This is a genomic window from Pseudochrobactrum sp. Wa41.01b-1 (assembly GCF_019464455.1).
Lineage (GTDB): Bacteria > Pseudomonadota > Alphaproteobacteria > Rhizobiales > Rhizobiaceae > Pseudochrobactrum > Pseudochrobactrum saccharolyticum.
Genome location: NZ_CP080493.1, coordinates 2648428 through 2674572, shown reverse-complemented (window position 1 = coordinate 2674572; position 26145 = coordinate 2648428). Strand labels below are relative to the sequence as shown.

22 protein-coding genes are annotated in these 26145 nt (G+C 53.0%); 9 read left to right on the top strand and 13 right to left on the bottom strand.

Going from position 1 to position 26145, the window contains the following annotated elements:
• Window positions 1–24: 24 nt before the first annotated feature.
• From K1X45_RS12350 to K1X45_RS12340, 3 genes are read right to left on the bottom strand one after another with little or no spacing between them, the layout of a single operon-like run.
• Window positions 25–1185, bottom strand: coding sequence for an isobutyryl-CoA dehydrogenase (locus K1X45_RS12350; protein ID WP_220158987.1), 1161 nt, complete (start codon window positions 1183–1185; stop codon window positions 25–27).
• On the bottom strand, window positions 1175–2950 hold the full coding sequence (locus K1X45_RS12345) for an AMP-binding protein (RefSeq protein WP_220158986.1): 1776 nt from the start codon (window positions 2948–2950) through the stop codon (window positions 1175–1177). Before K1X45_RS12345 ends, K1X45_RS12350 begins: the two co-directional genes overlap by 11 nt.
• 38 nt (window positions 2951–2988) lie before the next feature.
• Window positions 2989–4170 (bottom strand): acetyl-CoA C-acyltransferase, encoded by a 1182-nt coding sequence (locus tag K1X45_RS12340; RefSeq protein ID WP_220158985.1) that lies wholly within the window; start codon window positions 4168–4170, stop codon window positions 2989–2991.
• Window positions 4171–4309: 139 nt separating this feature from the next.
• Here K1X45_RS12340 and K1X45_RS12335 point away from each other — a divergent pair, with 139 nt between their 5' ends.
• Window positions 4310–5344 (top strand): AraC family transcriptional regulator, encoded by a 1035-nt coding sequence (locus K1X45_RS12335; RefSeq protein ID WP_220158984.1) that lies wholly within the window; start codon window positions 4310–4312, stop codon window positions 5342–5344.
• On the opposite strand, the gene K1X45_RS12330 is transcribed toward K1X45_RS12335, so the two are convergent.
• The 6 genes from K1X45_RS12330 to K1X45_RS12305 form a co-directional block, all read right to left on the bottom strand.
• Window positions 5247–6095, bottom strand: coding sequence for a phosphatase PAP2 family protein (locus tag K1X45_RS12330; protein WP_220158983.1), 849 nt, complete (start codon window positions 6093–6095; stop codon window positions 5247–5249). The genes K1X45_RS12335 and K1X45_RS12330 overlap by 98 nt on opposite strands.
• 486 nt (window positions 6096–6581) lie before the next feature.
• Window positions 6582–7772, bottom strand: coding sequence for an ATP-binding protein (locus K1X45_RS12325; RefSeq protein WP_220158982.1), 1191 nt, complete (start codon window positions 7770–7772; stop codon window positions 6582–6584).
• Window positions 7769–8467, bottom strand: a complete 699-nt coding sequence (locus K1X45_RS12320; RefSeq protein WP_022710844.1) for a response regulator transcription factor — start codon at window positions 8465–8467, stop codon at window positions 7769–7771. Before K1X45_RS12320 ends, K1X45_RS12325 begins: the two co-directional genes overlap by 4 nt.
• Window positions 8468–8725: 258 nt before the next feature.
• On the bottom strand, window positions 8726–9541 hold the full coding sequence (locus K1X45_RS12315; protein WP_220158981.1) for a hypothetical protein: 816 nt from the start codon (window positions 9539–9541) through the stop codon (window positions 8726–8728).
• A gap of 156 nt (window positions 9542–9697) precedes the next feature.
• On the bottom strand, window positions 9698–10621 hold the full coding sequence (locus tag K1X45_RS12310; RefSeq protein ID WP_220158980.1) for a hypothetical protein: 924 nt from the start codon (window positions 10619–10621) through the stop codon (window positions 9698–9700).
• An 80-nt stretch (window positions 10622–10701) separates the two neighbouring features.
• Window positions 10702–11520, bottom strand: a complete 819-nt coding sequence (locus K1X45_RS12305; protein ID WP_028233466.1) for a sugar phosphate isomerase/epimerase — start codon at window positions 11518–11520, stop codon at window positions 10702–10704.
• Between the two features lie 382 nt (window positions 11521–11902).
• Here K1X45_RS12305 and K1X45_RS12300 point away from each other — a divergent pair, with 382 nt between their 5' ends.
• The 8 genes from K1X45_RS12300 (at window position 11903) to K1X45_RS12265 (ending at window position 20860) form a co-directional block, all read left to right on the top strand.
• On the top strand, window positions 11903–13537 hold the full coding sequence (locus tag K1X45_RS12300; protein WP_220158979.1) for an ABC transporter substrate-binding protein: 1635 nt from the start codon (window positions 11903–11905) through the stop codon (window positions 13535–13537).
• 97 nt (window positions 13538–13634) lie between these two features.
• Window positions 13635–14669, top strand: a complete 1035-nt coding sequence (locus K1X45_RS12295) for an ABC transporter ATP-binding protein (protein WP_220158978.1) — start codon at window positions 13635–13637, stop codon at window positions 14667–14669.
• Window positions 14666–15685 carry an ABC transporter ATP-binding protein gene (locus tag K1X45_RS12290; protein WP_220158977.1) on the top strand — a complete coding sequence of 340 codons (1020 nt, stop codon included), beginning with the start codon at window positions 14666–14668 and terminating at the stop codon, window positions 15683–15685. The genes K1X45_RS12295 and K1X45_RS12290 overlap by 4 nt, the downstream gene beginning before the upstream one ends.
• Window positions 15686–15697: 12 nt before the next feature.
• Entirely contained in the window at window positions 15698–16627 is a 930-nt protein-coding gene (locus K1X45_RS12285; RefSeq protein ID WP_075654182.1) for an ABC transporter permease, read from the top strand.
• Between the two features lie 12 nt (window positions 16628–16639).
• Window positions 16640–17515, top strand: a complete 876-nt coding sequence (locus tag K1X45_RS12280) for an ABC transporter permease (protein WP_220158976.1) — start codon at window positions 16640–16642, stop codon at window positions 17513–17515.
• A gap of 14 nt (window positions 17516–17529) precedes the next feature.
• A complete protein-coding gene (locus K1X45_RS12275; RefSeq protein WP_220158975.1) occupies window positions 17530–18246 on the top strand; it encodes a glycerophosphodiester phosphodiesterase family protein in 717 nt (238 codons plus the stop codon).
• Window positions 18247–18406: 160 nt separating this feature from the next.
• Window positions 18407–19231 carry a bifunctional allantoicase/(S)-ureidoglycine aminohydrolase gene (locus tag K1X45_RS12270; protein WP_213596367.1) on the top strand — a complete coding sequence of 275 codons (825 nt, stop codon included), beginning with the start codon at window positions 18407–18409 and terminating at the stop codon, window positions 19229–19231.
• Window positions 19232–19462: 231 nt separating this feature from the next.
• Window positions 19463–20860, top strand: a complete 1398-nt coding sequence (locus tag K1X45_RS12265) for a sodium:alanine symporter family protein (protein ID WP_220158974.1) — start codon at window positions 19463–19465, stop codon at window positions 20858–20860.
• Between the two features lie 64 nt (window positions 20861–20924).
• On the opposite strand, the gene K1X45_RS12260 is transcribed toward K1X45_RS12265, so the two are convergent.
• The 4 genes from K1X45_RS12260 to K1X45_RS12245 all read right to left on the bottom strand — a co-directional run bounded on the left by K1X45_RS12260 (window position 20925) and on the right by K1X45_RS12245 (window position 26138).
• Entirely contained in the window at window positions 20925–22004 is a 1080-nt protein-coding gene (locus K1X45_RS12260; protein WP_075654177.1) for an ABC transporter ATP-binding protein, read from the bottom strand.
• On the bottom strand, window positions 22001–22981 hold the full coding sequence (locus K1X45_RS12255; protein ID WP_022710263.1) for an ABC transporter ATP-binding protein: 981 nt from the start codon (window positions 22979–22981) through the stop codon (window positions 22001–22003). The genes K1X45_RS12260 and K1X45_RS12255 overlap by 4 nt, the downstream gene beginning before the upstream one ends.
• Window positions 22982–23038: 57 nt before the next feature.
• Window positions 23039–24475: an amidohydrolase family protein gene (locus K1X45_RS12250; protein WP_255560409.1), complete on the bottom strand. Its 1437-nt coding sequence runs from the start codon at window positions 24473–24475 to the stop codon at window positions 23039–23041.
• 70 nt (window positions 24476–24545) lie between these two features.
• Window positions 24546–26138 carry an ABC transporter substrate-binding protein gene (locus K1X45_RS12245; protein WP_220158973.1) on the bottom strand — a complete coding sequence of 531 codons (1593 nt, stop codon included), beginning with the start codon at window positions 26136–26138 and terminating at the stop codon, window positions 24546–24548.
• Window positions 26139–26145 lie beyond the last annotated feature (7 nt).

The following is a 26145-nucleotide window of genomic DNA, read 5'->3' as shown; positions in this document are numbered from 1 at the left end:
CGCATTTCCGGGCGGAAAACCGTTTCACACTTTTCCTGAAAGTGCTCTCCCGCTCAAAATTTCACGGGCGATAATCACCCGCATGATCTCATTGGTACCTTCCAGAATTTGATGCACGCGAAGGTCGCGCACCAATTTTTCCACGCCATATTCGCTCAGATAACCGTAGCCGCCATGCAGCTGCAGCGCCTGATCGGCCACGTTAAATCCGGCATCAGTGACAAAACGTTTGGCCATAGCGCAAAGCTTCACCGCATCGGCATCATGACGATCGAGCGCACGGGCAGCGCGGTGCAGAAATGTGCGCGCTACCTCCAGCTCCGTAGCCATATCGGCAAGGCGGAATTGCAATGCCTGAAACTGATGCAGCTTTGAGCCGAAAGCCTTGCGCTCATCCATATAGGTCAGCGCCTTGTCAAAAGCGGCCTGCGCACCACCGAGCGAACAGGCGGCAATATTCAGCCGACCGCCATCCAGCGCCGACATCGCAATTTTAAAACCGATGCCTTCCTGACCAATCAGGTTTTCCGCCGGTATGCGCACATTATCGAACATCACCGTGCGGGTCGGCTGGGCATTCCAGCCCATTTTCTTTTCATTGGCACCGAAAGACAGGCCGACTGCATCCTTGGGCACGATAAAGGCCGAAATACCTTTTGCGCCTGCCTCACCGGTTCGTGCCATCACGATATAAATATCACTCGCACCTGCACCGGAGATAAACTGTTTCTGCCCTGTAATCAGATAGTCATCGCCATCGCGCACAGCTTTAGTGCTGAGATTGGCGGCATCGGAACCGCAGGACGGTTCGGTAAGACAATAGCTGGCGATCAGTTCCATCGGTGTCAGTTGCGGCAACCATTTCTGGCGCTGTGTTTCTGAGCCATAGGCATCAATCACCCATGCGCACATATTATGGATCGACAGGTACGAGGCGATGACCGGACAGCCTTGCGACAGCGCCTCAAAGATCAATGCCGCATCCATGCGGGTCAGTCCGGAACCGCCAACATCATCACGAATATAGATGCCACCCATGCCCAGTGCCGCCGCTTTGCGCAGCACATCCACGGGAAAGTGCTTCTGCTCATCCCATTCCAGAGCATGAGGTGCCAGTTCCTGCGCGGCAAAATCCGCAGCCATGGCGAAAATACTGCTCTGCTCCTCGTTGAGTTCACCGGACATGGTTCTCTCCTTCGCTCTGCACAGGTCTGTTGCGCCCGATGTTCAGTTCCGGAAATTCACCCTCATCAAACGCAATGCCACGAAACACATCATCTTCAATGCCCTCCCGCTCAAAACGGCGCAGTTGCACACGGCGGATTTTTCCGGAGATTGTTTTGGGCAGCTCCCGCACGAATTCCAGCGAGCGGATGCGCTTGAACGGTGCCAGACGCTCATTGGTATATTGCAGAACCGAAAGCGCGAGCGCACGGGAAGGCTCTTCACCGGCGCGCAGCAGAATATAGGCTTTGGGAACCGACAGACGGATCGGATCATCCACCGGAATGACGGCGGCCTCCGTTACCGCATCATGTTCCAGCAACACGCTTTCCAGCTCAAACGGGCTGATACGATAATCAGAGGATTTAAACACATCATCGGCGCGGCCAACGAAATGCAAATAACCATCCGCATCCTGATAGGCAACATCACCGGTACGGTAGACACGACCATCGGTGCCGCTGAGCCTGCCGTCCGTTTCCTGATAGCCCTGCATCAGCCCTGCCGGATGTTTGTCATCCAGCAGCAGACAGACTTCGCCTTCCTGTGCCGCGTGGCCGTCTGCATCAAGGATGACCACCTCATAGCCCGGCAACGGCCTGCCCATAGCGCCGCTTTTCACATTCTGCGCCGGACTATTCGCCACCTGTGCCGTGGTTTCGGTCTGGCCATAACCATCGCGGATTGTCAGTCCCCATGCGTCGCGCACCTGATCAATAATTTCAGGATTAAGCGGCTCACCGGCACCTACCACTTCGCGCAGGCTCATTTTACAGGCTTTGAGGTCTTCCTGTATCAGCATACGCCATACGGTCGGCGGGGCGCACATTGTGGTCACTGCACAACGCTGCATTTCTGCCAGCAACACCTTGGCGCTGAAGGCTGACTGATTGACCACCAGCACGGTGGCACCGGCATTCCACGGTGCGAATAGTGAACTCCACGCATGTTTCGCCCAGCCGGGAGATGAGACATTCAGATGGATATCGGCCGGTTGTAGACCTATCCAATACATGGTCGAGAGTGAGCCGACCGGATAGCTGCGATGGCTGTGCCGTACCAGTTTCGGCTTAGCGGTGGTGCCGGAGGTGAAATAAAGCAGCATCGGATCATGCGGCTGTGTTTCACCATCCGGCTGAAATTCAGCGGACTGATTGAAGGCTTCGTTATAATCGTGCCAGTTACTGTTTTTTGCGGCATGACCATTCGGCACCTGAATGCGCAGCACCTCATCTCCGGCCAGTCCCTCGCATTTTAAGAGCTGATCGCCGGTTGCGAGAATGGCGCAGGCATGGCCACGCTCCAGCCGGTCAGACAGTTCATCCGGTGTTAGCAAAGTCGTAGCAGGAATAACGATAATGCCGAGTTTCATCGCTGCAAGCATGGCTTCCCACAGAGCTGGCACATTGCCGAGTAGTACCAGCAGATGATCGCCGCGCTTCAATCCAAGCCCGCGCAGATAATTGGCAAGCTGGGAAGAGCGGATGCTCAGATCGGCAAAACTCAGTTTTATGTCTGTTTGCGTGGCGCTATCGACAATCCACAAAGCGGTCTGATCGCGGCTTTGCGGGTTAGCGGCAAGCTCGGCATCAAACCAGTCCAGCGCCCAGTTAAAGAGCAGTGCCTCCGGCCAGACAAAACCGGCTTTTGCGGCCTGATAATTCTCGCGATACTGCAAAAGAAAATCACGCGCCTGCTTAAAATTCTCCGTACTCAGTTGCCTCATGCAATCCTCCCAAAATGCATAAATCACTGTGTTTGTGGCTATAAACGCTCCACCGCTATGGCTGTTGCCTCACCGCCGCCGATACAAATACTGGCAATGCCGCGCGGCAAATCATGGGTCTGCAAAGCTGCCAGCAATGTCACCAGAATGCGCGCGCCTGATGCACCGATCGGATGGCCGAGCGCACAGGCACCGCCATGAATATTCACTTTCTCCGCTGGCAGATTGAGTTCCTGCATTGCCGCCATTGTCACCACGGCAAAGGCTTCATTGATCTCGAAAAGATCAACATCATCTTTTGTCCAGCCGGTTTTCTCATAGAGTTTGCGCATGGCACCGATTGGCGCTGTGGCAAACAAACGCGGTTCATGGGCATAGGATGTTTGCGCAACAATACGGGCAAGCGGTGTCAGCCCGCGCTTTTCTGCCTGCGACAGGCGCATCAGCACCAGTGCCGCCGCACCGTCAGAAATCGAACTGGAATTGGCTGCCGTGACCGTTCCGTCCTCACGAAAAGCAGGCCGCAGAAACGGAATTTTCTCCGGTCGTGCTTTGGCAGGCTGTTCATCCATATCAATCAGATGTGCGGAGTTGCCGTTTCCGGTAACAACCGGCGCAATTTCCTTTGAGAAATAACCGCGCTCCAGCGCCGTCTGCGCACGCTTTAAAGAGCGCAGCGCAAATTCATCCTGCGCGGTGCGGCTGAACTGAAAGGCCTCGGCACAATCCTCGGCAAAACTGCCCATCAACCGGCCTTTTTCATAGGCATCTTCCAGCCCGTCGAGAAACATATGATCACTGATTTTGCCGTGCCCCATGCGATAGCCGCCACGGGCTTTATCCAACAGATAGGGCGCATTGGTCATGCTCTCCATGCCACCCGCCACGATAATATCCGCGCTGCCACCGGCCAGCATATCATGTGCCAGCATCACGGCCTTCATGCCGGAACCGCACATTTTATTAATCGTCGTAGCCCCTGATGCCACGGGAATGCCGGCAGCAATCGCGGCTTGTCGTGCCGGTGCCTGCCCCTGCCCCGCAGACAACACACAGCCCAGCAAAGTCTCATCAATCTCGTGTGCTGCAATCCCTGCCCGCTCAATCGCGGCCTTGATTGCTGTTGCACCAAGTTCTGCCGCCGGCACCGCGCTGAAAGCGCCCTGAAAAGCGCCCAGAGGCGTGCGCGCCATGCCGACAATAACCACAGAATCTGCCATCTGTGCGCCCTCCCAGAGTTGCATATTCAGATGAAGAACTTTGAGCCTAGCCCTAAGATCTATGGCAAAGAATGACAGTTTGGACTTTATTTTTTGATCGGTTTTGCCATATCCTGTTACTCAGGAGCAGGAGGAAACCATGATCGGTCGTGGCTTTGTTGATGATGCACTGACAGTCTTGCAACACTATGCACCTGCAAAAATACCGCTTGTGCTGGCAGGTGCCGGTATTGATGCCAATGCCTTACAGCAACCGGATTTCAAGCTGGATGCCGTACGTTACAGCCGCCTCTGGCTGGCGATTGCGGAGGAAATTCAATGCGAGTTTTTCCGCTTCGGCCAGCGCCCGATGCCACCCGGAAGTTTCGCCATGCTGTGTCACGCTGCTCTGTCCAGCGATAATCTCGAACATGCCATCCGCCGGTCATTACGCTTTTTCACATTGCTGATCGGTGAGCCTAAAGGTGAATTGATCCTGCGCGATGAGCTGGCTGTTATTGTGTTGCGTGAGGTGAGCCCAGCACGCCCTGCCTTTGCCTACCGCACCTTTTTTCTCATTCTTTACGGTTTGCTGTGCTGGCTGGTAAAACGGCGCCTGCCTATCCACGATATTGGTTTTCGCGGTGCGCCTCCGCCGGACAGGCCGGATTATCTGGATTTTTTCAGCACCAAAGTCCGTTTTTTTCAACAGGAGACCAGCCTCAGCTTCGATCCTGTACTGCTGTCGCTGAAAATCCACCGCAGCAAAGCAGCCCTAAGGCAGTTTCTGGCACAGGCACCGGCCAATATTCTGCTGCGTTATCGCTATGATCGCGGCAGTGCTTCAGCAATCCACAAATTGCTGCGGGAAACCCCGCCTGCCAACTGGCCGGATTTTGCACAGGCAGCGCAAAGCCTGCATATATCCGAGCCGACATTACGCCGCCATATGCGGGCAGACGGCATGAGCTATAGCAGCCTAAAAGAAGAACTGCGCCGCCAATATGCGCTGAACTGGCTGCAAGAAACCGATAAGCCTGTCGGAATGATTGCGGCAGAACTCGGCTATACGGAGCCGAGTGCTTTTCACCGCGCTTTTAAAAAATGGACTGGTGCAAGCCCTGCCCGCTACAGATCATCGCAACCGGAGCCAGCCACACGAAACCGCGATTACGGATACGCTGACCGATCTTGAAAATGAAGTTGTCAATGCGATCGCCATGGCGCTGAAAAACCGGCCAGAACCATGCCATAGTAATCGCAACAAACAGCCATGACAGCGTGATATCCGATAGGAAATGGGCACCCATCACCAGCCTGTTCAGTGAGAAAACCAAAGCTGCAAAACCGGTAATAATCAGCAGCAGCACACGATTGGTACCGCCCAGAACCAACGGAATAGCAAGCATTGCCATAGCACTCGCGGATTCACCTGACGGAAAAGAGCAACTGCTCTGACAGCTCTTGGCAATCTGCCATGCCGGACTGAAAAACGAACTGCCGCCGAATTCCATAATTTCATTCGGACGGGCACGGCCGACCATATATTTCAAACCATGAACAATAGCTGCCGCGCCGATAGCATAGACAGACAGAATATAAAGCAGCTTATGCGGTGCAGGCAGCCAGCGCCGGTTAAGCAGGCCTTGCATGATCAGACAAGTAAGCAATGCGGGCACGATGATCGCCGGCAAAGTGCGGTGCAGATCACGCAATGTCAGTAAGAAACGGTTCTCATGTAGCGGAAACTGGCCTGCACGATCTGCAAACCAGCCGGAAACCGTAATATCAATGACCGGTATCACCATGAAGATAAAGCTGACAATCACTGCCAGTCTTATCAGGATGTTAAGTCTGTAATTGCCATGGCGAATGGCAGAAACATTGCTGTGCAATGGACCGGCAGAACTGCGTATCAGTGCAGGCGGATTATTATTTATACCCATAAAAATTCACACACGAATAAATACAATAGAAACAAAACATAAATATAAATCATGAGGTAGCTTTCTCATGGAACGACACTCCGTCCGGCAAACATCATATGTTGGCCGGTCAGTAAAAACTCACTTTTGCAAAGATTCCGTCTGGTGACTTGCGGTCGCTTCGTACTACGCAGAAGGAATGAAGAAGACACAAGCGCGTGTAATCGCTGCTGCAACTTGACAGACAGGTTCTTCTTATCCTGAAATTCTGGCTGAAACCCCGTATAATATGGCACTCAACAATTCTCGCTCACGTTTATTACACGCGTTGATGTGCAGCAAAATTGTCAAGATTTAACCGGAAGAAGATGTGATCCGGTTTAAGACTTATCGTCAAACAATATATTCAATAATTTTTTTATAATTTACCTATGAAAACTGTATTTTATGACAGTTGTGTAAAAACATTACTCCATAATACGGAACTAAAAACCGGATATTATGAGTTTATGCCGCTGTCCCGTCCGGCTTATTCTCCGCCAATTTGCGCGGAAAAATCATGGTCACGGAAGCTCCGCCCTCAGCAAGACTGGCCTGTTCCACCCTGCCGCCATGGGCAGTCACGATTGCACGGACAATTGACAAGCCCAGACCTGACCCGCCGGTTGCCCTTGCACGGGACGGCTCACCACGCCAGAACACATCAATCGTATGACCGGAAAATTCCTGATCGAAGCCCGGTCCGCGATCAATAATACGCAAAAAGGCTTCTTCTTTATTCAGATATCCGCTTTCACAGCGCAAATATCCGCCGGATGATGCATAACGGCAGGCATTTTCCAGAACGGCCAGCATGGCCTGCCGCAGACGCTGACTGTCCGCCGGAATGATGGCGCGTTTCAGATTGGTTTCCAGCACCATTCCCGCTTCGGCAAGCAGTGAGCGTGAAGCCTGCAAGACCTGCTCGGCCGCCTGTGCAATATCTGTATTACAACGCTCGGTCACCAGTTTCTGGCTGGCTGCAAGCGATAATGTACGCAGGTCATTGACCAGACGGGTCAAACCTTCCACCTGCATCAGCAGGTCTTGAATCCGGTCATCATCCCGCGGAAAAATCTTATCGGCCATTCCCTGCAATATGCCCTGAACAATGGTCAGAGGCGTACGCAACTCGTGAGCAACCGCCATGGTGTTGAAGCGCAGACGGCGCTCCATATTCTCCAGCTCTTCTGCCAGCGCATTGAAGCGCTCGATAAGCATCGCAACTTCGCTGGTGCCTTTAACCGTGCCAGGAACACGGACGGAAAAATCGCCTTCACGCAGGTTATTCACTACGCGTGTAAGCTTTTCCAAAGGGCTGCTGAATTTACGGGCAAGCCAATAACCGATGAGGCTGCAAATCAACGCAGCCCCAAGTCCGAATTTCAGCACCAGAAGATAAAGCTCAGCCTCTGCATCTTCGTATAAAGGCGTCAGTTGCTGGACAAGAGCCAGAAAATCGGCCTCTTTCGGAAGCTCCCCCCTGTCCAGCATCTCATAAGCGAGACGGGCATTATCACTGATCTGGCTCAGATATTGCTGCTCATACAGGCCTTGTACCCACATGACACCAAAGAAAATAATTGAAAAACTGAGCATCAGCATCGCTGCTGTGACCAGAGCTGAAACCGTACTCAGTGACAGGCGGGATAATTTCATCGTGGTTCTGCCAGACGGTAACCAATACCACGCACCGCCGGAAACAGACCGGAGGGCCCGCCTGATGCTTCAATTTTGCGGCGCAGATTGGCAATATGCGTATCAATGGTACGAACCAGCGCATCACTTTGCGGCAGGCAGGCATCCAGCAGATCATTGCGCGGAAATGCATGGGTCGGACGCCGGATCATATGGGCGAGAATACGAAACTCGCTCAGCGTTAACGGCAGCAACTGCCGCTCCTCATCCGTATCGGTGAAAGCCGCATGGGCATCAAAATCAACCAGAATATTCTCAAAGCGGATCGCTGCATTGGCCGCATTATTACGGGTGCGGCGCAACACAGCATTCACCCGCGCCACAACTTCCTGCGGGTTGAACGGCTTAATCACATAATCATCCGCACCGAGACGCAGACCTGAGAGACGATCCAGATCTTCTGCCAGCGCGCTGATCATAATCACCGGAATATTGCTTTCCCGCCTGATGCGCGCCAGAACTTCAAAACCGTCATATTTGGGCATTTTGACATCCAGCAGGATCAGATCCGGCGAAAGCATGGCATGATGGCGCAATGCTATTTCACCGTCAGAAGCACAGACTGTGCGGAACCCGTCACGGATGAGGTAAGCTTCGAGAATACCGGCAATTGCCGGTTCATCTTCAACAATCAGTATCAAGCCTTTGTCAAGCATTCCGCACCTTTTATACCGGGTTCGCACAAGGCAATATAGTTTGACAAATCAATATCAACCATCACCTGCACAGGGAAACAATTGCCAGTATAAGCTGAATGTCAAGATTTTGTGTGCGTCACGCCAAGCATCAAAAGGCGCATTCCTAATAAAGTGCCTGCATATTGCCGGTAAACATTATTTCCCGACAAATCGTCCGATTTCCGCCAGTTAAAGAGAACCTGTTCAAAAGAACAAGTTCTCTGCACATTATTACAGTCAGACTGCCAGTGCGTTCTCAATAGCCTGTTTTTCATCCGCCGTCAGGTCAAGCCGGTTCAGATCTGCATCCAGCAGCACCGGCACGTCACATCCCTGTGGCAGCACAGCGAGCGCGGGTGTTTCATTCTTCTTATTTCCGGCTGCAACGCTCAGATAAAACGGTTCTTCTTTCTTTTTAAAGCGGCTGGCGCGCTTCTTCTTTTTACCCGCTTCATTCAGATAGCTGTAAAACACATTGCGTATACCGTAATTCGACTGAATACCGGTCACTGTGACAGCAACCGGCTTAAGAGGCAGCGGTTTGCGGATTTTCTTATTCAGACCACGCGTTCTGAACATGGCCACAATCACTGCAATCGCACCACCGATCAGCAGCACAGTGAAAACACCAAGGGTGAAAATACGATCCCAGAGCTTTTCGATGCCCAAATCCAGTGTCACGAGTGACGGATCATCACCGGAGCGAACGATTTCCACATCATAACCGCCACTTTTCATATCAAAAAACATGAAGCTGACGCTCTCCTGAACAGATTGACCGGCACTGTCCTTGAAAACAATATCGGCTTTACAATCGGTCATAATCAGCTGGCGGGTTTTGCACTCGCCTTTGCGCAAGCTGGCATTCTCATCCACGACCGGATTCTGGCTGATTTTATAGTCGCGCAGAATACCCGGCCCTTGGTACCAGAGCAGAAACGCACCAAGCGCCATACAGACAATCATCGCAAAAGAGAGAATAATACCACCGGAAAAGCCGGAGTTTTTGATCTGAATTGCGCGGCGCGGAAACGCCTGTTCAAGAGCCTGCATATGAATAATGTCCCGATGCCTGATACGAAATGTTTTTTCCGCTATAACGAAAACCAAACACCGAGACCACCGGAAACCGTTTCACAAAACGCAAGCCCGCGTAATCAAAATTGTGCAGGTCCGGTCAAACCCGCTCAGAAAAATGCTGCCAAAGCCTTATTTACCGGCATAAACGGCACTGATTTTCAGATTTTTCTGAAACGCAGCCAGCACAGCCAGAGGTGAGCTATCGGATTGGGACACAGAAAAAGCCGGATCAAAAACCAGCTTTATCGCGGCCTTAGATTGTGGATGCGGCAGATCAGCAATCAAACGGCTGAGTGCCTGTTTGCCGTCGGCATCAATCATATTGGCTGACAATCCCGCGACAAAAGCCAGCGCCATAGAGCGATATTTTTCAATTTCCGGTTCCGGATCATCATTATAACCAATCATCCCGACGATAGTTGTCATAACATAATTTGCAAAGAAACCCTGATCGTCGAGCTCGGTCGAAATCTCACGAATTTTCATGGTTTCCAGAGACGAGCTTTGCGCCCCCAGAATATCAAAACGCGGCAATTCAGACAGCTCAACCGTCGCGGATGACAGCACTTCACCAATATACCGGCCGGAGAAACGCGCTTCATTCACGCGGAATATTTTACTGTCCTTATCCCATTGATAGGCCAGTTTCAGATCAAAACCATTCTTCTGAATTTTGCTTAAATAACGCATCGCAGGGAGACTGGACGGCCAGTATCCGACAGACTTGACAGAGATTTCAGCCCATTCCGGCCAGTATTCAGCGTCCTTTTCCAGCGGAGCACTGCGGATTTCAACGGTTTCGGCTGACCAGCTCTGATAGGTTCCGGCATCGATGGTGACATTGCTGAGTGTGCAGCCATCTGCACGATAGGTAATTTCAGCGCCGTCCAGAAGTGAAGACAAATCCGCCTCAGCAAAAATAGCCGCGCAAGGGCCTTCCGCCTTAACCTGTTCCTGCTTCTGCGGTTCTGCCGGATTTTGTTGTGCAAGCACTGTACCTGTCCATAAAACAGACAAAAGACAGGCAGACAAAACCGGACGCAAAACAGACATAACAGGCTCCTCAAAATGCAACATCCCGCCGGTGTAACACCGGCAGGACGCAACAACAATTCTTTTCGGCTGCTAAAGGTTTACTGTCCGAGACCAACAGCTTCCAGATATTTCATCGATTTTTTAATATCATTATGGTCGCGCATTTCCAAAATCAGGCGCGGATTGCTGTCATATTGCTTGAGTGCTGCAAAAACGGCTTTCCAGTTGACTGTGCCGTCACCGGTTGCCCAATGGCGGTCTGCATAGCCATCCGCATCCTGCAAATGCACATGCTGCAAACGGTTGGCAGCGGCATGAACGAAATGATCAACCGGTGCAGCACCGGTATTGCCATGGGCATAATGCGCATGGCCGGTATCAATAGAGACCGCCACTGCAGATGAATTGAAGCTGTCAGCCAGTTTCAGGCGCTCAAACGGATTGATGTCTTCAATATTCTCGATAACAAAAGTCACGCCCATATTTTCTGCACGGCGAATAGCCGGTGCCAGAGTAAGATGGGTGTTTTCGGTGATTTCTTCACGACCGTTAAAACCGTCATCCAGATGGTTATACGACCATGTGGTGAACGGGCTGTGGATCACGACCTGATCCGCGCCGAGAAATTCACAAACATCCAGCGCCTGATCGAGACGTTTCTGCACAACGGTACGCACATCCGGATCCGGCGTATCAATGGTAAAGCCCCAGAACGGGCCGTGAATGCCCAGACGCCCCTGATGACCATCCAGCTGTTTTTTGATTTCTTCAGCCATCGGTTTCCAGTCGCCGATCAAAACATCAGCGTTGATAAAGCTCTGGATTTCCAGATCACGCGGCTTTTCCAGATACCAGTCGCGATGAACAGGCATTTCCTCAACCAGCAGGGCAGCACCAATAATCGGCAGTTCAGACATTGTCTCGTCCTCGATAATAATCAGATAGCCACACTCGTTGAAGGATGGCGCCAAAACGCGATGCACAATTCCATAATATGCATCGACAGAGCGGCGCAGCAACTCTGCCGCCAACCGCATGGGCGCGCTCTTGCCTGCATTATATGTCAGGCATTTTACAGCCTTGTGCAAAATTGCTCAAAATTCAAAATTTCATAAATAATTCATACCGTTGCAACACAGAACCCCACCGTCAACAGAACGTCATGAAAAGATAAAATCAGATTTATACCCCTGTCATACAGAGAGCCTATTCCGCTGCCAGCCCATGCCGGCATGGTCTTTACCCCTGCTTTTAACGGCCGGACGGCATGACATTTCTGTCAACAACGGGAGACCTTTGATGGTTTCGATTAACCGGCGTAATGCACTCGGCCTGATCGGCTTCGGCGCAGCCTCTCTGACCCTGCCACGCTTTGCTATTGCGCAGAGCAATGACCGTCCTTCCATCACCATTGCGGTGCAGAAAGTATCCAATTCCAATACGCTTGATGTATTGCGCGAACAGTCCAATGTGGGCGAACGCGTCTTCTTCTCGCAATTGTGGGAAGCGCTGATCGGTCTTGATTATATGAATAATCTCGTGCGTGCACCGGCACTGGCGACCGAGTGGAAACGTATTGACGATCAGACTGTTGAACTGAAACTGCGCCAAGGCGTCAAATTCCACAACGGCGATGAAATGACCGCCGAAGATGTGGCCTTCACTTTCAGCACTGATCGCATGTTCGGTGATACCAAACCGAATACCGGCGAGACCCTGCGCGTTCTGGAAATGAACCCGACCAACCGCGAGAGCAAAGAACTGCCGCCGGAAGTGCCTGCCACAGCGCGCCGCAATTTCCCGTCACTGCTCGGCGTTGAGATCATCGATAAATATACCGTGCGCTTCAAAAACGGTACGCCGGATATCACACTGGAAGGCCGCATTTCCCGTTACGGCAGCCAGATTATGAACCGCCGCGCTTTTGAAGAAGCCAACAGCTATCTGGACTGGGCACGCAAGCCTGTGACCACCGGCCCTTATAAGATCGTTGAATTCAAGCCGGATAATTATCTGCAGCTTGAAGCACATGATGAGTATTGGGGCGGTCGCCCGCCGCTGAAAAGCATCCGCTTTATTGAGGTGCCGGAAGTGGCCTCCCGCGTCAATGGCCTGCTCTCCGGTGAATATGATTTCGCCTGCGATATCCCGCCGGATCAGATCGAAACTATCGAGAAAAATCCGGAATTCGAAGTTCTCGGCGGCGCGGTTCTCAATCACCGTCTGACCGTATTTGACAAGAACCATCCGCAACTTGCCAATCCGCTGATCCGCCGCGCTTTCACCCATGCGATTGACCGTCAGGCTATCGTGGATAGCCTCTGGGCAGGCCGCACAGAAATTCCGGCTGGTCTGCAATGGTCTTATTATGATGACATGTTCATCAAGGACTGGACTGTTCCGGAATATAATCCGGATCTCGCCCGTCAACTGCTTAAAGAAGCCGGTTATAAAGGCGATCCGATCCCTTATCGTCTGCTCAACAACTACTACACCAACCAGACCGCAACCGGTCAGATTTTGGTGGAGATGTGGCAGCAGGCCGGTCTCAATGTTGAGATCGAAATGAAGGAAAACTGGCAGCAAATTCTGGAACAGACCCCGACACGCGCTGTGCGTGACTGGTCAAACTCGGCTCCGTTCAATGATCCTGTTTCTTCCATTGTCAGCCAGCACGGCCCGAACGGCCAGCAGCAGCAGGTTGGCGAATGGACCAATAAGGAAATGAACGAATTGTCCGGTTTCCTTGAAACCAGCATGGATCAGGGCAAACGCCGTGAAGCCTTCAAGCGGATGCTGGAAATCTGCGAGCGTGAAGATCCGGCCTATACGCTTCTGCATCAGAACGCGACCTTCACCGCCAAACGTAAATCCGTGAAGTGGAAAGCCGCACCGGCCTTCGCCATGGAATTCCGTAGCAACAACTGGGGTTAAGCCCTTTAGGCCATGCGGATGTCACCATCCGCATGGCTTTTTTGTTTCATTCTCTGCTTCGGCATTTGATGCCGTTCTTTATGACAGGAGTGCGTCGATGGCTTTGGTCGAGATCGCCGATCTGAAAGTGGCTTTTGACGGCGTGCAGGTTTTGCACGGTATCAATCTGAAAATCGAAAAAGGTGAAGCCGTCGGGCTGGTCGGGGAATCCGGTTGCGGCAAATCCGTGACATGGCTGGCAGCGCTTGGGCTGTTGCCGAAGAAAGCCACCGTCTCCGGTTCTGTCATCATTGACGGTGCTAATCTGGTCGGCGCACCACGGCGCAAACTGGAATCCGTGCGCGGTGCCCGCATTGCCATGATTTTTCAGGACCCGTCCTCTTCGCTCAATCCGGTAATCCGTGTCGGCAAGCAGATTGAAGAAGCGGTGAAACTGCATCGCGGCATTTCCGGTGCGGCTGCGCGCATAGAAGCGCTGCGCCTGCTGGAACTGGTTGGCATTCCCGATGCTGCCCGCCGTCTTGATAATTTTCCGCATGAGTTTTCCGGCGGCCAGAACCAACGTCTGATGATCGCCATGGCCTTAGCCGGTGAACCGGATCTTCTGATTGCCGATGAGCCGACCACGGCGCTGGACGCGACTATTCAGGCACAGGTGCTCGACCTGCTCGCCCGTATCCGTCAGGAAACCGGCATGGCGATTGTGTTTATCAGCCATGATCTCGGTGCCGTATCGCAAATCTGCGAACGGGTCTGCGTGATGTATGCCGGTCGTATGATCGAGAAAAGCTCAACTGAAGCATTGTTTGCCCAGCCGCGCCATCCCTATACACGCGGGCTTTTTGATGCGATCCCGCGTATTGACGGCGGCCGTGAACGTCTCATCCCGATTGAAGGCACAGTGCCTGAACCGGGCAAATTGCCGAAAGGCTGTGCTTTTTCTCCGCGTTGTAACCGTGCGGAAAATCGTTGCAAAAGCGATCTGCCGCCTTTGACCGGCAATCAGGATGATCGCTATGTCGCCTGTTTCCGCCCTGTCGAAATACGCGACACAACTATTCCTCCGGCACCGGTCATACCGGCTGCATTCATTGCCCCTGCGTCCGCAACACAGCAGCAGGTGCTGTCATGAACAAGCCACTGCTCGAAGCAAAAAATCTAAGCAAAATCTATACCTCCAAACGCGGTTTGTTTGCCAAACCGACAGAAGTCAAAGCCGTTGATGCGGTGAGCCTGTCCTTACAAAAAGGCAAGACGCTGGGCATTGTCGGTGAAAGCGGTTCCGGCAAATCCACCACCGGTCGCCTGCTGCTGGGGCTGGAGCGTCCGAGTACCGGTGAAGTGCGCTTTGACGGCGAGGTTCTGCCGCCTGCCCGCACCAATGAATGGCGGGCTTTGCGCAAACGCATGCAGCTTGTCTATCAAGACCCGCTGGCTGCCCTCGACCGCCGTCTGACCATCGCCACACAAATTGAAGAACCGCTGCTGATCCACGGTATTGGCGACAAAGAAAGCCGTGCGGCACGGGTGAAAGAACTGATGCAGTCCGTTGGCCTGATGCCGCATCATGCAGCGCGCTTTCCCCATGAGCTTTCCGGCGGGCAGCGCCAGCGTGTGGTGATTGCCCGCGCCATTGCCTGCAATCCCGAATTACTGGTTTGCGATGAAGCCGTCTCTGCATTGGATGTTTCCATTCAGGCGCAGGTGGTCAATCTGCTGCGCGACCTGCAGGAGAAAAACGGTATTGCCATGGTGTTTATCAGCCATGATCTGAAAGTGGTGCGCAATATCAGCGACCGCGTGGCTGTGATGTATCTGGGACGGATTGTTGAGGAAGCACCGTCCGATGTAATTTTTCAGGCACCCCAACATCCTTATACGCAGGCACTGGTTTCCAGTATTCCGGTGCCCGGAACTTTATTGAGCAATCGTATTATCCTGCAGGGCGAGCCGCCAAATCCGGCAGCCAGACCAAGCGGCTGTGCCTTTCATCCGCGTTGCCGTTTTGCCTCGGAGCGCTGCCGCACCGATGTGCCGGAAACCTTGCATACCGGCAAAGAGCATAGTGTTGCCTGTCATCTCTATGACAAGAAGCAAACAAGCCACTTATACGATGGCCAAACGCAACCCGTAGCATTAGCCGGATAACAGGACAGACTGATGATTTCCTTTTTCCTAACCCGTCTGTTACGGGCTTTTATTACAGTCATGCTGGTTGTGACCTTTGCCTTTATCGTGCTGCGCATGTCCGGCGATCCGGCACAGATCATTCTTGGCCCCGATGCACCGCCGCAGGCGATTGAAGCCTTCCGCAAGGCATGGGGGCTGGATCAGCCGATCCTCGTGCAATATTTCAGCTATTTCGGGGCGATTTTTCAGGGCGATCTCGGTGTTTCCATGCGCGACGGCCAGAAAGCGATTGATCTGGTTGCCGAGCGTATTCCGGCCACGCTGATGCTGACCATTCCGACCTTGCTGCTCAATCTGGCAATCGGTATTCCTGCCGGTGTGTATGCGGCACTCCATCGTGACAGTATCATCGATCGGCTGGTGATGATGACCGCCATTATCGGCTTTACCCTGCCGAATTTCGTGCTGGGTCTGGTGCTGGTGCTAATCTTCTCCGTGACGCTGAAATGGCTGCCATCGGGCGGTAGTGATACATGGATGCATGCCATTCTTCCGGTACTGACAATGAGCATTGCCGGTGCGGCCATTCTCGCCCGTTTTGCCCGCAGTGCAATGATCGAAATTCTCGGCCAACCTTATATCCGCACAGCCAGTGCCAAAGGTGTGCGCTGGGGCGATGTGATCCGCAATCACGCATTGCCCAATGCAGCTATCCCGATTGTGACACTGGTCGGCTTTATGGTCGGCTCGCTGGTTGCCGGTGCAGTGGTGATTGAATCCCTGTTCTCATGGCCGGGTGTCGGACGCCTGCTGGTGGTTGCTGTCTCCAACCGTGATCTCGCAGTAGTGCAGTGCATCCTGCTGCTGATTGCCTCCACAATGGTGCTGTCAAACTTCGTTGTTGACCTGCTCTATGGTTTTCTCGATCCGCGCCTGCGCGATAATCAGGCCAAAGCGTAAAGGAACCGGCTGATGTCTGAACTCTCAATCAGTGACAGTGCCGCCGTTCCCGTGGTCAATGTCCATCAACGCAAAAAGAAACGCATACCTTTACTGGTGATGCTGTCGCTTGTCTGGTTTGCAGTAATGATTATCATCGCTATCGCAGCTGACTGGATAAGACCCTACAGCATTACGGCGATGGACCTCAAAAGCCGCCTTGTGATGCCCGGTCACCCGCAACACTGGCTCGGCACAGATGAGGTGGGGCGTGATGTATTATCCCGCCTGATTGAATCCATCCGCGTTTCGCTGCTTATCGCCTTTGGTGCCACGATTATTTCTACCTTGCTCGGTACCACCGTCGGCTTTCTCGCCGCCAATTTCCGCAAAACTGTGGAGCAGGTAGTGCTGACACTGGCCGACTTTCAGGCGGCACTGCCATTCCTGATCCTCGCTCTGTCCGTGCTGGCCTTCTTCGGCAATTCCATGGTGTTGCTGGTTTGCCTGATGGGGCTTTACGGCTGGGAGCGCTATGCGCGTATTGCCCGCGGTCTGGCGATTTCTGCCAGCTCGCAAGGCTATGCCGCCGCAGTCACGCAGCTTGGTGCTAAGCAATCATGGGTTTATCTGCGCCATATCCTGCCGAATATTGCCTCGACTCTGATCGTCTCCATGACCCTGACTTTCCCCGAAATCATTCTGCTGGAAAGCAGCCTGTCTTTCTTAGGTCTTGGCGTGCAGCCGCCGAAATCCAGCCTCGGCAATATGGTCGGCTACGGCCGTGAATATCTGACAACCGCGCCGTGGATCATGCTGGCACCGGCCTTTGTGATCATGTTCACCACGCTGTCGATTTCCATTCTTGGTGACTGGCTGCGTGACAAGCTCGACCCGACTATTCGATAACAGAAAGCAAGACAATGACACGTATTATCGGCCATCGCGGCGCGCGTAATCTCTGGCCTGAAAATTCACTCTCCGGTTTTTGCAAAACCGCTGAACTCAATATTGCCGGTGTGGAATTTGATTTGCACCTGACCAATGCCGGTGAAGTGGTTGTGCTGCATGATCCGACTTTGGAGCGCACCACCCATGGCATCGGCGATGTGGCAGAACTCTCCAAACAGGCACGTAAGAACACGATTTTGCGTGAAAGCATGGATGAGCATATTCCGTTGTTTGAAGAGGTTCTGGAAATCTTCAAACCGACCGGTATGGAATTACATGTGGAACTGAAGAACCGCGTCAATGGCGATCTCTATGACGGTCTGACCGATGCGGCTGTGCAGATTATCCGTGCGCAGGGCATGGAAGATCAGTGCATACTCACCGGCTTTACCCGTCAGGTGCTACAGCAAGTGAAAGATATTGCACCGGAAATGCGCCGCCTCGCCTCACTCAATACTTTCAGCGCCACTATTCTCGGCGGGTTACAGGAAGCACTCGACTATTTCGACAGCCATGCCGATATTCTGGCCGTTGAGAAAGCCCTGCTCGCCCATAGCTGGGATGCAATTACCGATCGGATTGCGCCGGAACGTCTGGGCGTGTGGGTACCGAATACCGAGCCGGAGCTGGAGTTCTGGAAGAACACACCGATCCGTCAGATCACCACAGACCGACCTGATCTTGCATAATTGATGTTCTGTATCCCGTTTATCGAAAAGATAAACGGGATTATTATATACAATATTGTCGACAATTTATCTTTTTTAATGATAATCCCGTTATCCCTCTTGCAGAAACACCGAAAACCGGCCTGACTGCGCACTGAGGGTAAAAGTAACGGGAGAGATTATGACTGAGCGCACTTATTACGCCCCCAAGGGCGGCGCACCGATGCAGACGCAATTGCTGAGCGACCGTGCCGTATTCACCGAAGCCTATGCGGTTATCCCAAAAGGCGTGATGATGGATATTGTTACATCATGCCTGCCATTCTGGGATAAAACCCGCGTCTGGATACTCTCCCGTCCGCTCTCCGGTTTTGCCGAGAGCTTTGCGCAATATATTGTGGAACTGGAACCGCAGGGCGGCAGTGACAGACCTGAACCTGATCCGGATGCCGAAGCCGGTATTTTCGTGGTTGAGGGCAATATTGTTATTACTCTTGACGGCAAAGATCATGCCATGCGCGCGGGCAGCTACGCTTTTCTGCCGCCGAAAAGCCTCTGGACTGTGCGCAACAAAAGCGATGCGCCTGCCCGCTTCCACTGGATCAGAAAGAGCTTTGAATATGTAAACGGGCTGGACGTTCCGGAAGCCTTTTTCAAGCATGAATCCGAAGTCGAGCCGGTTGCCATGCCGGACACCGACGGCAAATGGGCGACCACCCGTTTTGTTGACCCGTCTGATTTGCGACATGACATGCATGTCAATATCGTCACGTTTGAACCGGGTGCCATTATTCCGTTTGCCGAGACCCATGTGATGGAACACGGCCTCTATGTGCTGGAAGGCAAGGCAGTCTACCGTCTCAATCAGGACTGGGTGGAGGTGGAAGCCGGTGACTATATGTGGCTGCGCGCTTTCTGCCCGCAGGCTTGCTATGCCGGCGGCCCCGGAAAGTTCCGTTATCTGCTCTATAAGGACGTGAATCGTCACGTAAAGCTGAAGCTCTGACGCCGGATCAGCGATAATATTTTTTATAACAGCCGCCGGTTTTACACAGACCGAGCGGCTGTATCTTTTTGAAAAACCAAAATTAAATCCGGAAAATTGCGCATTTCCACACTGATTTAAAAAATCATGCATTCGCTGTGAATATAAGCTAAAACCAATTTATCAGATTATAATTATCATAAAAACGACATATTCACCTCACCCGAAGGTGCAGCGGAGCGCGTCATACCGATGAATACAATTATTAGCTTTATAAACATGATCCTCTGGGATTATGTGCTGATTTACGGATTGCTCGCTGTCGGGATTTATTTCTCGGTCCGGTTGGGCTTCCTTCAGATCTTCCATTTTCCCGAGTTTTTCCGCTCGGTCATGCGTGCGCCAAAGCGCGATGACAGCGGGATTACTCCGTTTCAGGCGCTGTGCACCAGCCTTGCCTCACGCGTCGGCACCGGCAATATTGCCGGTGTGGCAGTCGCGCTTTATCTGGGTGGTGCCGGTGCTATTTTCTGGATGTGGATCGTCGCTTTTGTCGGCATGGCCACAGCCTATTCCGAAAGCACGCTGGCACAGCTTTATAAAACCCGCGATAATGACGGCCAGTTTCGCGGCGGCCCTGCCTTCTATATTTCCAAAGGTCTGAAAGCCCCGTGGGCAGCGGCGATTTTTTCTGTCTGCCTGATTATCGCATTCGGTCTTGTTTTTAACGCCGTACAGGCCAATGCCATTGCCGATGCGATGAACGGCTCTTTCGGTTTCTCAAAAGTTCTGGTCGGTCTCGTCATTGCAGCTTTGGCCGGTATCGTCATTTTCGGCGGTATCCGTCAGATCGCCCGCGTGGCCGAACTGGTTGTGCCATTTATGGCGGCAATTTATCTGGGCGTTGCCGTCTATGTGCTGCTTGCCAATATTGCTGAAGTCCCTGCGCTGTTTGCCCTGATTGTTAAAAGCGCTTTCGGCATTGAAGCAGCGGCAGGCGGCATCACCGGCGCTCTGATGAATGGTGTGAAACGCGGGCTGTTCTCCAATGAAGCCGGTATGGGTTCTGCGCCGAATATTGCCGCTTCCGCCACACCAAACCCGCACCACCCTTCCTCGCAAGGTTTTGTGCAGGCACTGGGCGTTTTCATTGATACAATTCTGATCTGCTCGGCAACCGCGATCATGATCCTGTTGTCGCATAAGCTGGTTCCGGGTTCCGGCCTGACCGGCACGCTGCTGACACAGGAAGCCATGACCGCACATATCGGCTGGTTTGGCAGCTATTTCATCAGTATCGCGATCTTCTTCTTCGCCTTCACCTCGATCATCGGTAATTACGCTTATGCGGAAAATGCCATGATTTATCTGGGTGCGGGCAGACATCTCTGGCTCACATTGTTGCGTTGTTCCACATTGCTGATGGTGGTCTGGGGTGCCTATGAAAGCATCCTCACCGTGTTCAATGCTGCCGATGCAGCCATGGGTCTGATGGCAACCATCAACCTGATCGCCATTGCGCTGCTCTCCGGCACTGTTGTCAAAGTGACCAAGGATTATTTCGACCAGCAGAAGCTTGGCACACCGCATTTCACGCTCAAGGATTATCCGGAGCTGAAAGGCAAAGTGGACGGCGAAATCTGGAAATAACCACCGAACAAAAAACAGGCCGCTTCAGAAATGAAGCGGCCTGTTTTGTATCAACATCATTATATTAAGCAGCCTGTTCTTTTTCAGCACGTTTCTTGGCGAACAATCCCAGACGTTGCTGTAATTTCTCCGCACCGGAAGCGAAATGCGCGGCATGTTTGAAGACAGGTACCTGTGCTTCGAAATGGCAGGCGACCTGCTGGCCGGTTCCTAAATCCTTCAATTCAGGCACTTGCTGCTTGCACAAATCCTGAGCCAGCGGACAACGGGTGTGAAAACGGCAACCGGAAGGCGGATTGAGCGGGCTCGGCACATCACCGCCCAGTACGTTCCACGAGCCACGCGAAGCCGGATCAGGCTGTGGCGCGGCAGACAACAAAGCCTGCGTATAAGGATGGCGCGGATTATTATATAGCTGATGCTTGTCGGCAATCTCCACCACCTGTCCGAGATACATCACTGCCACACGGTCAGCCATATGTTTGACCACCGGCAATCCGTGCGAAATAAACAGGTAAGACAGTCCCATTTCTTTCTGCAAATCTTTGAGCAGATTGACCACCTGCGCCTGAATAGACACATCCAGCGCCGAGACAGGCTCATCACAGACAATCAGTTTCGGCGACAGTGAAAGCGCTCGGGCAATACCGATACGCTGGCGCTGCCCGCCGGAAAACTCATGCGGATAGCGCGCGGCATGGTAAGGTGCCAGATCAACACGGCGCAGAAGTTCAATCACCCTTTCGCGGCGTGAAGCATCGGTGCCGACACCATGCACCAGCATCGGCTCGGCAATCAGTTCACCCACAGTCATACGCGGATTGAGGCTGGCATAAGGATCCTGAAACACCACCTGCATTTTACGGCGAAGATCACGCAGCTTGGTGCCGCTGGCATTGGTGACATCCTCACCCTCGAACAGCACGCGACCGGCGGTCGGCTCCAGCAGACGCAGCGCCAGACGCGCAGTGGTGGATTTTCCGCAACCGCTTTCCCCCACAATCGCCAGAGTCTCCCCCGGCATCAGCTTGAAGGAGACTTCGTCCACGGCGCGGACTGTGCCCACCACTTTTTGACGGATCAGACCTTTTTTGACAGGGAAATGTTTGGAAATACCCTGCAGCTCCAGAAGTGGTTGTGTCATACGAAATCCTCCACCGGAGCTTTATGGCAGGCAACAAGGTGATTGGCTTGGAGCTCATGCAGAGCAGGCAAAGTTGCTGTGCATTCCTCATCAGAAAACGGGCAACGCGGATTAAACCGGCAGCCAGACGGCAGACGAAACGGCGGCGGAACGACACCGCTGATTGCCACCAGACGGTCAACATCCTCATCCATCCGCGGCATCGAGCCCATCAGACCGATGGTATAGGGGTGCTGCGGGTCTTTAAAAATCGCATTGACGGACGCGCGTTCTGCCACCTTACCGGCATACATGACCGCCACATCATCGGCGACCTGCGCTACCACACCCAGATCATGGGTAATGAGGATGATGGCCATATTGGTTTCCTGCTGCAGCTCGCGCAGCAGGTTGAGAATCTGCGCCTGAATAGTTACATCAAGCGCTGTTGTCGGCTCATCGGCAATCAGCAAAACCGGTTTGCAAACCAGCGCCATAGCAATCATTACACGCTGACGCATACCACCGGAGAGCTGATGCGGATATTCATCAAAACGGCGTTCCGGTGCAGGAATACGCACTTTGCGCAGCGCTTCAATCGCTTCCTCGCGCATTTCCTTGTAAGGCTTTTTATGATGCGCCTGTAAGGCTTCAACCAGCTGATAGCCGATTGTATGCACCGGATTGAGCGAAGTCATCGGCTCCTGAAAGATCATCGCTATGCGGTTACCACGCAGCCTGCGCATCTCATCAGCCGACAGTTTCAGAAGATCCTGTCCTTCAAAAATCACTTCACCGCCGGCATTCTTGCCCGGTGGCGGCACCAGCCCCATGACAGACAGCGACAGCATGGATTTACCGCAGCCGCTCTCCCCCACAATACCCAGTGTCTTGCCGCGCTCGACTTTCAGCGAAATACCGTCCACCGCACGGATAACACCGTTCGGGGTTTTAAACTCCGTGACGAGATTGCGGATTTCGAGTACCGGTTCTGTCATATAGTCATCTCCAAGCCGGTCATATTTCCATATGACCGGAATATTGCTTTGGCCAGTTTAACTCAGGCCGGAAAATGAATGCGGGGCGTAAGCAGTAACAGGGCGTTTCGCCCAGTCTTCCTGCGGTGCCCGTTGAACTGTGCGTTGCTGTGCGGCGTGAAGGTCTTCGGCTGCCTGCTCAAAATCAATCGTCAGGCATTGGCCTTTCTCGACCACCTTCTCCCCGCCGACATAAACCGTATCCACGGCACGCTCGGCTGCGGCATAGATCATGCTGCGGATCGGATCATAGCCCGGCCGCATCATCGGATGCGCGAGATTGACCAGCACCAGATCGGCATTGCAGCCTGCCTCTAAACGTCCGATATCATCACGCCCGAGCAGATCGGCACCGCCCACCGTTGCTGCGGTGAAAATCTCACCTGACGTAACAGTGCGCGGATTTTCAGCCATCATCCGCGCCACGTAACCGACATGGCGCATCTCTTCGAGCATATTATGCGGATAGGTGTCAGTGCCGATACCAAGACGCACACCGGCACGCAGATAACGGCCAAAATCACGCATGGCTATGCCACGGCGCATAAACACAGTCGGGCAATGGGCTACTGCTGTGCGCGTTTCCACCAGCAGATCAAGATCGCGGCGCGTATGCCAGCTATTGCGCGGATAATCGTCGAGGAAAATCCCGTGACTAACAATGCTGGTCTCGCCCAGCACATTAAGCTGCTCCAGCCATTGCACCGGCGATACGCCGTGACGGCGGGTAATTTCATGAAACTCAACGGTCGATTGTGCGGCATGAATCTGCCACGGAATTTTGCGGCGTTGCGCTTCCGCATAGCTCTCTTTGATCAGGCCTTCGCTGCAGGTGTCGATCTGTGCCGGACAGAGCATCGAGAACAGACGACCGGACGGATGCGCTTCAGCGGCATCCACCATTTCCAATGCCTGTGCCATGGCTTTTTCGCCAACGGCCTCGTCCCATTCATATTCAACCACATGACCGTTTTTGGTGTACCAGCGCGCAGTACGGAACATCGGCGTGATGCAGACACGCAAACCGCTTTGCCCTGCCAGATCAATCCATGACGGATGCGCTACGGAGAGATCAGCCAGTGTTGTGACGCCGGATTTCAGCAATTCCGCATAGGCGACTTTCCATGCCGCTTCAGCACCTTCAGCATCAGGACGGATGATCGGCATGAATTCATAAAGCGCGGAATTATACAGCCCCGGTGAACCGAGTTCATCGAGAATGCTCTTATTCAGCGGCTCGCTTGCAGGATGGGAATGAATATTGACCAGACCCGGCATGACCATAAAGCCACGGCCGTCCTGTTCTGCATCAGCAGCACCGGTATAACCTTTACCAACAAAAGTCAGCTTACCGTTTTCAAAAGCGACATCGGCATTTTTCACATAGATATGGCTTTGGCTGTCCTTATCCCATGCAACGACAATATCCGCGTTTCTGATAACTGTTACACTCACCGCATCACTCCCCTGCGCCTGAATTACAGATTGTGCAGGCGCGGCTCATGAGCCGCGCCTGTTTTTGTTTTTAGCGTTTCAGAGAAATATCCAGACCTTTATAGATACCGGCACCATAGATACCGTGTGCCTTGGCACCTTCCACGCGATCACCGGAAATCAGCCACATCGGCTCGGACGACAGCGTGACCCAGACATTGGCCTCGGTCAGGTTACGCTGCAGAGTTGCCAGCGCTTCGTGACGCTCTTCCTTGCTGGTGGTGGTTGCTGCCTTGCGGATCAGCTCATCCGTTGCCGGATCTTTCCAGTTCATGCGGTTTGGTGTCGGTGCCTGACGGCTCGGGAAGTAGAGACCAATCGCTTCAAGAGCGGTCAGCGCCGGATAGTTCATATAGAACGCATCAAATTCCTGCGTTGCCATCTTGCCCCAGCCGACAGTTGCATCCCATAGCTGGATTTTCATGTCGATGCCGATCTTGCGCAGATCAGCCTGCATGGCCTCACTCACAGTCGGGTTGGTTGCATTGCGCAGACCATAGACAAGGAACGTGGCTTTCTGGCCGTCTTTCTCACGGATACCGTCGCCGCCCATTTTCCAGCCGGCTTCTTCCAGCATTTTATTGGCTGCATCCTGATCAAAAGCAGGCATCAGTTTTGCGGATTCAGGATCGAAATCAATAATCGCCGGATTAACGAGCGACTTCATTTCCTTACCATGGCCGAAATAAACCGCCTGAGTAATTGCCGCTTTATTGGTCGCCATATTCACGGCTTTACGGATCACAGGATCGGACACCACAGGCTTATCGATCTTGAAGCCCATGAACATGTCATAGATATAGTTTTCCTGTTTGGAAACATTAATGCCCGGCATGCTTTCCATCGTGGTCAGCGCAATCGGCGGCATGTAATAGGTCATATCCGCCTGACGCGCCTGAATTGCGGCCATCAGCGTATTGGCTTCAGGGATCACGCGCCAGACGATCTCATCGACCTGCGGGCTTGGATTTTTATAGAAAGACGGTCCCCATGTGTAATTCGGGTTTTTCTTGAGCTTCAGTTCCTGACGCGGCTGCCAGCTGACCCAGCAATAAGGGCCGGTACCGTTGAAGCCCTGCACACCGAAATTCTCACCCAGTTTTTCAACGGTTGCTTTGTCCACAATGGTCGAGAACGGCATGGTCAGCTGCGGCAGAAGATCGGAATACGGCTCTTCCAGCTCATAGATCACTGTGTAATCGTCTTTAGCGGTTACACTCTTGACCTTACCGCCACGGAAGGCAGTCGGCGAGCGTTTTTCTGGGTTTTGCCAGCGCTCAATCGTATAGACCACATCGGCAGCGGTCATCGGGCGACCGTCGCAGAATTTCACATCCTTACGCAGGTTGAAGGTGTAAGTCTTACCATCTTCAGATACAGACCATGCTTCCGCCAGACCCGGCTTGACGGTTTTCATGTCAAAATCGAGCGAGACCAGCGTGTCGCCCAGCATGGCCATCACTTCAACCATAGCGGTTGCGGTGGAGCGGATCGGATCATAATTATCCGCATCGATCACGCGCAGGATCGACAATGGCGCCTTGGTCTGGGCATAGGCTGCACCGGACAAAACGGCACTGGCAGCAACACCGGCGACGAGAGTGGCAGTCAGATATTTTCTCATTTTAGTC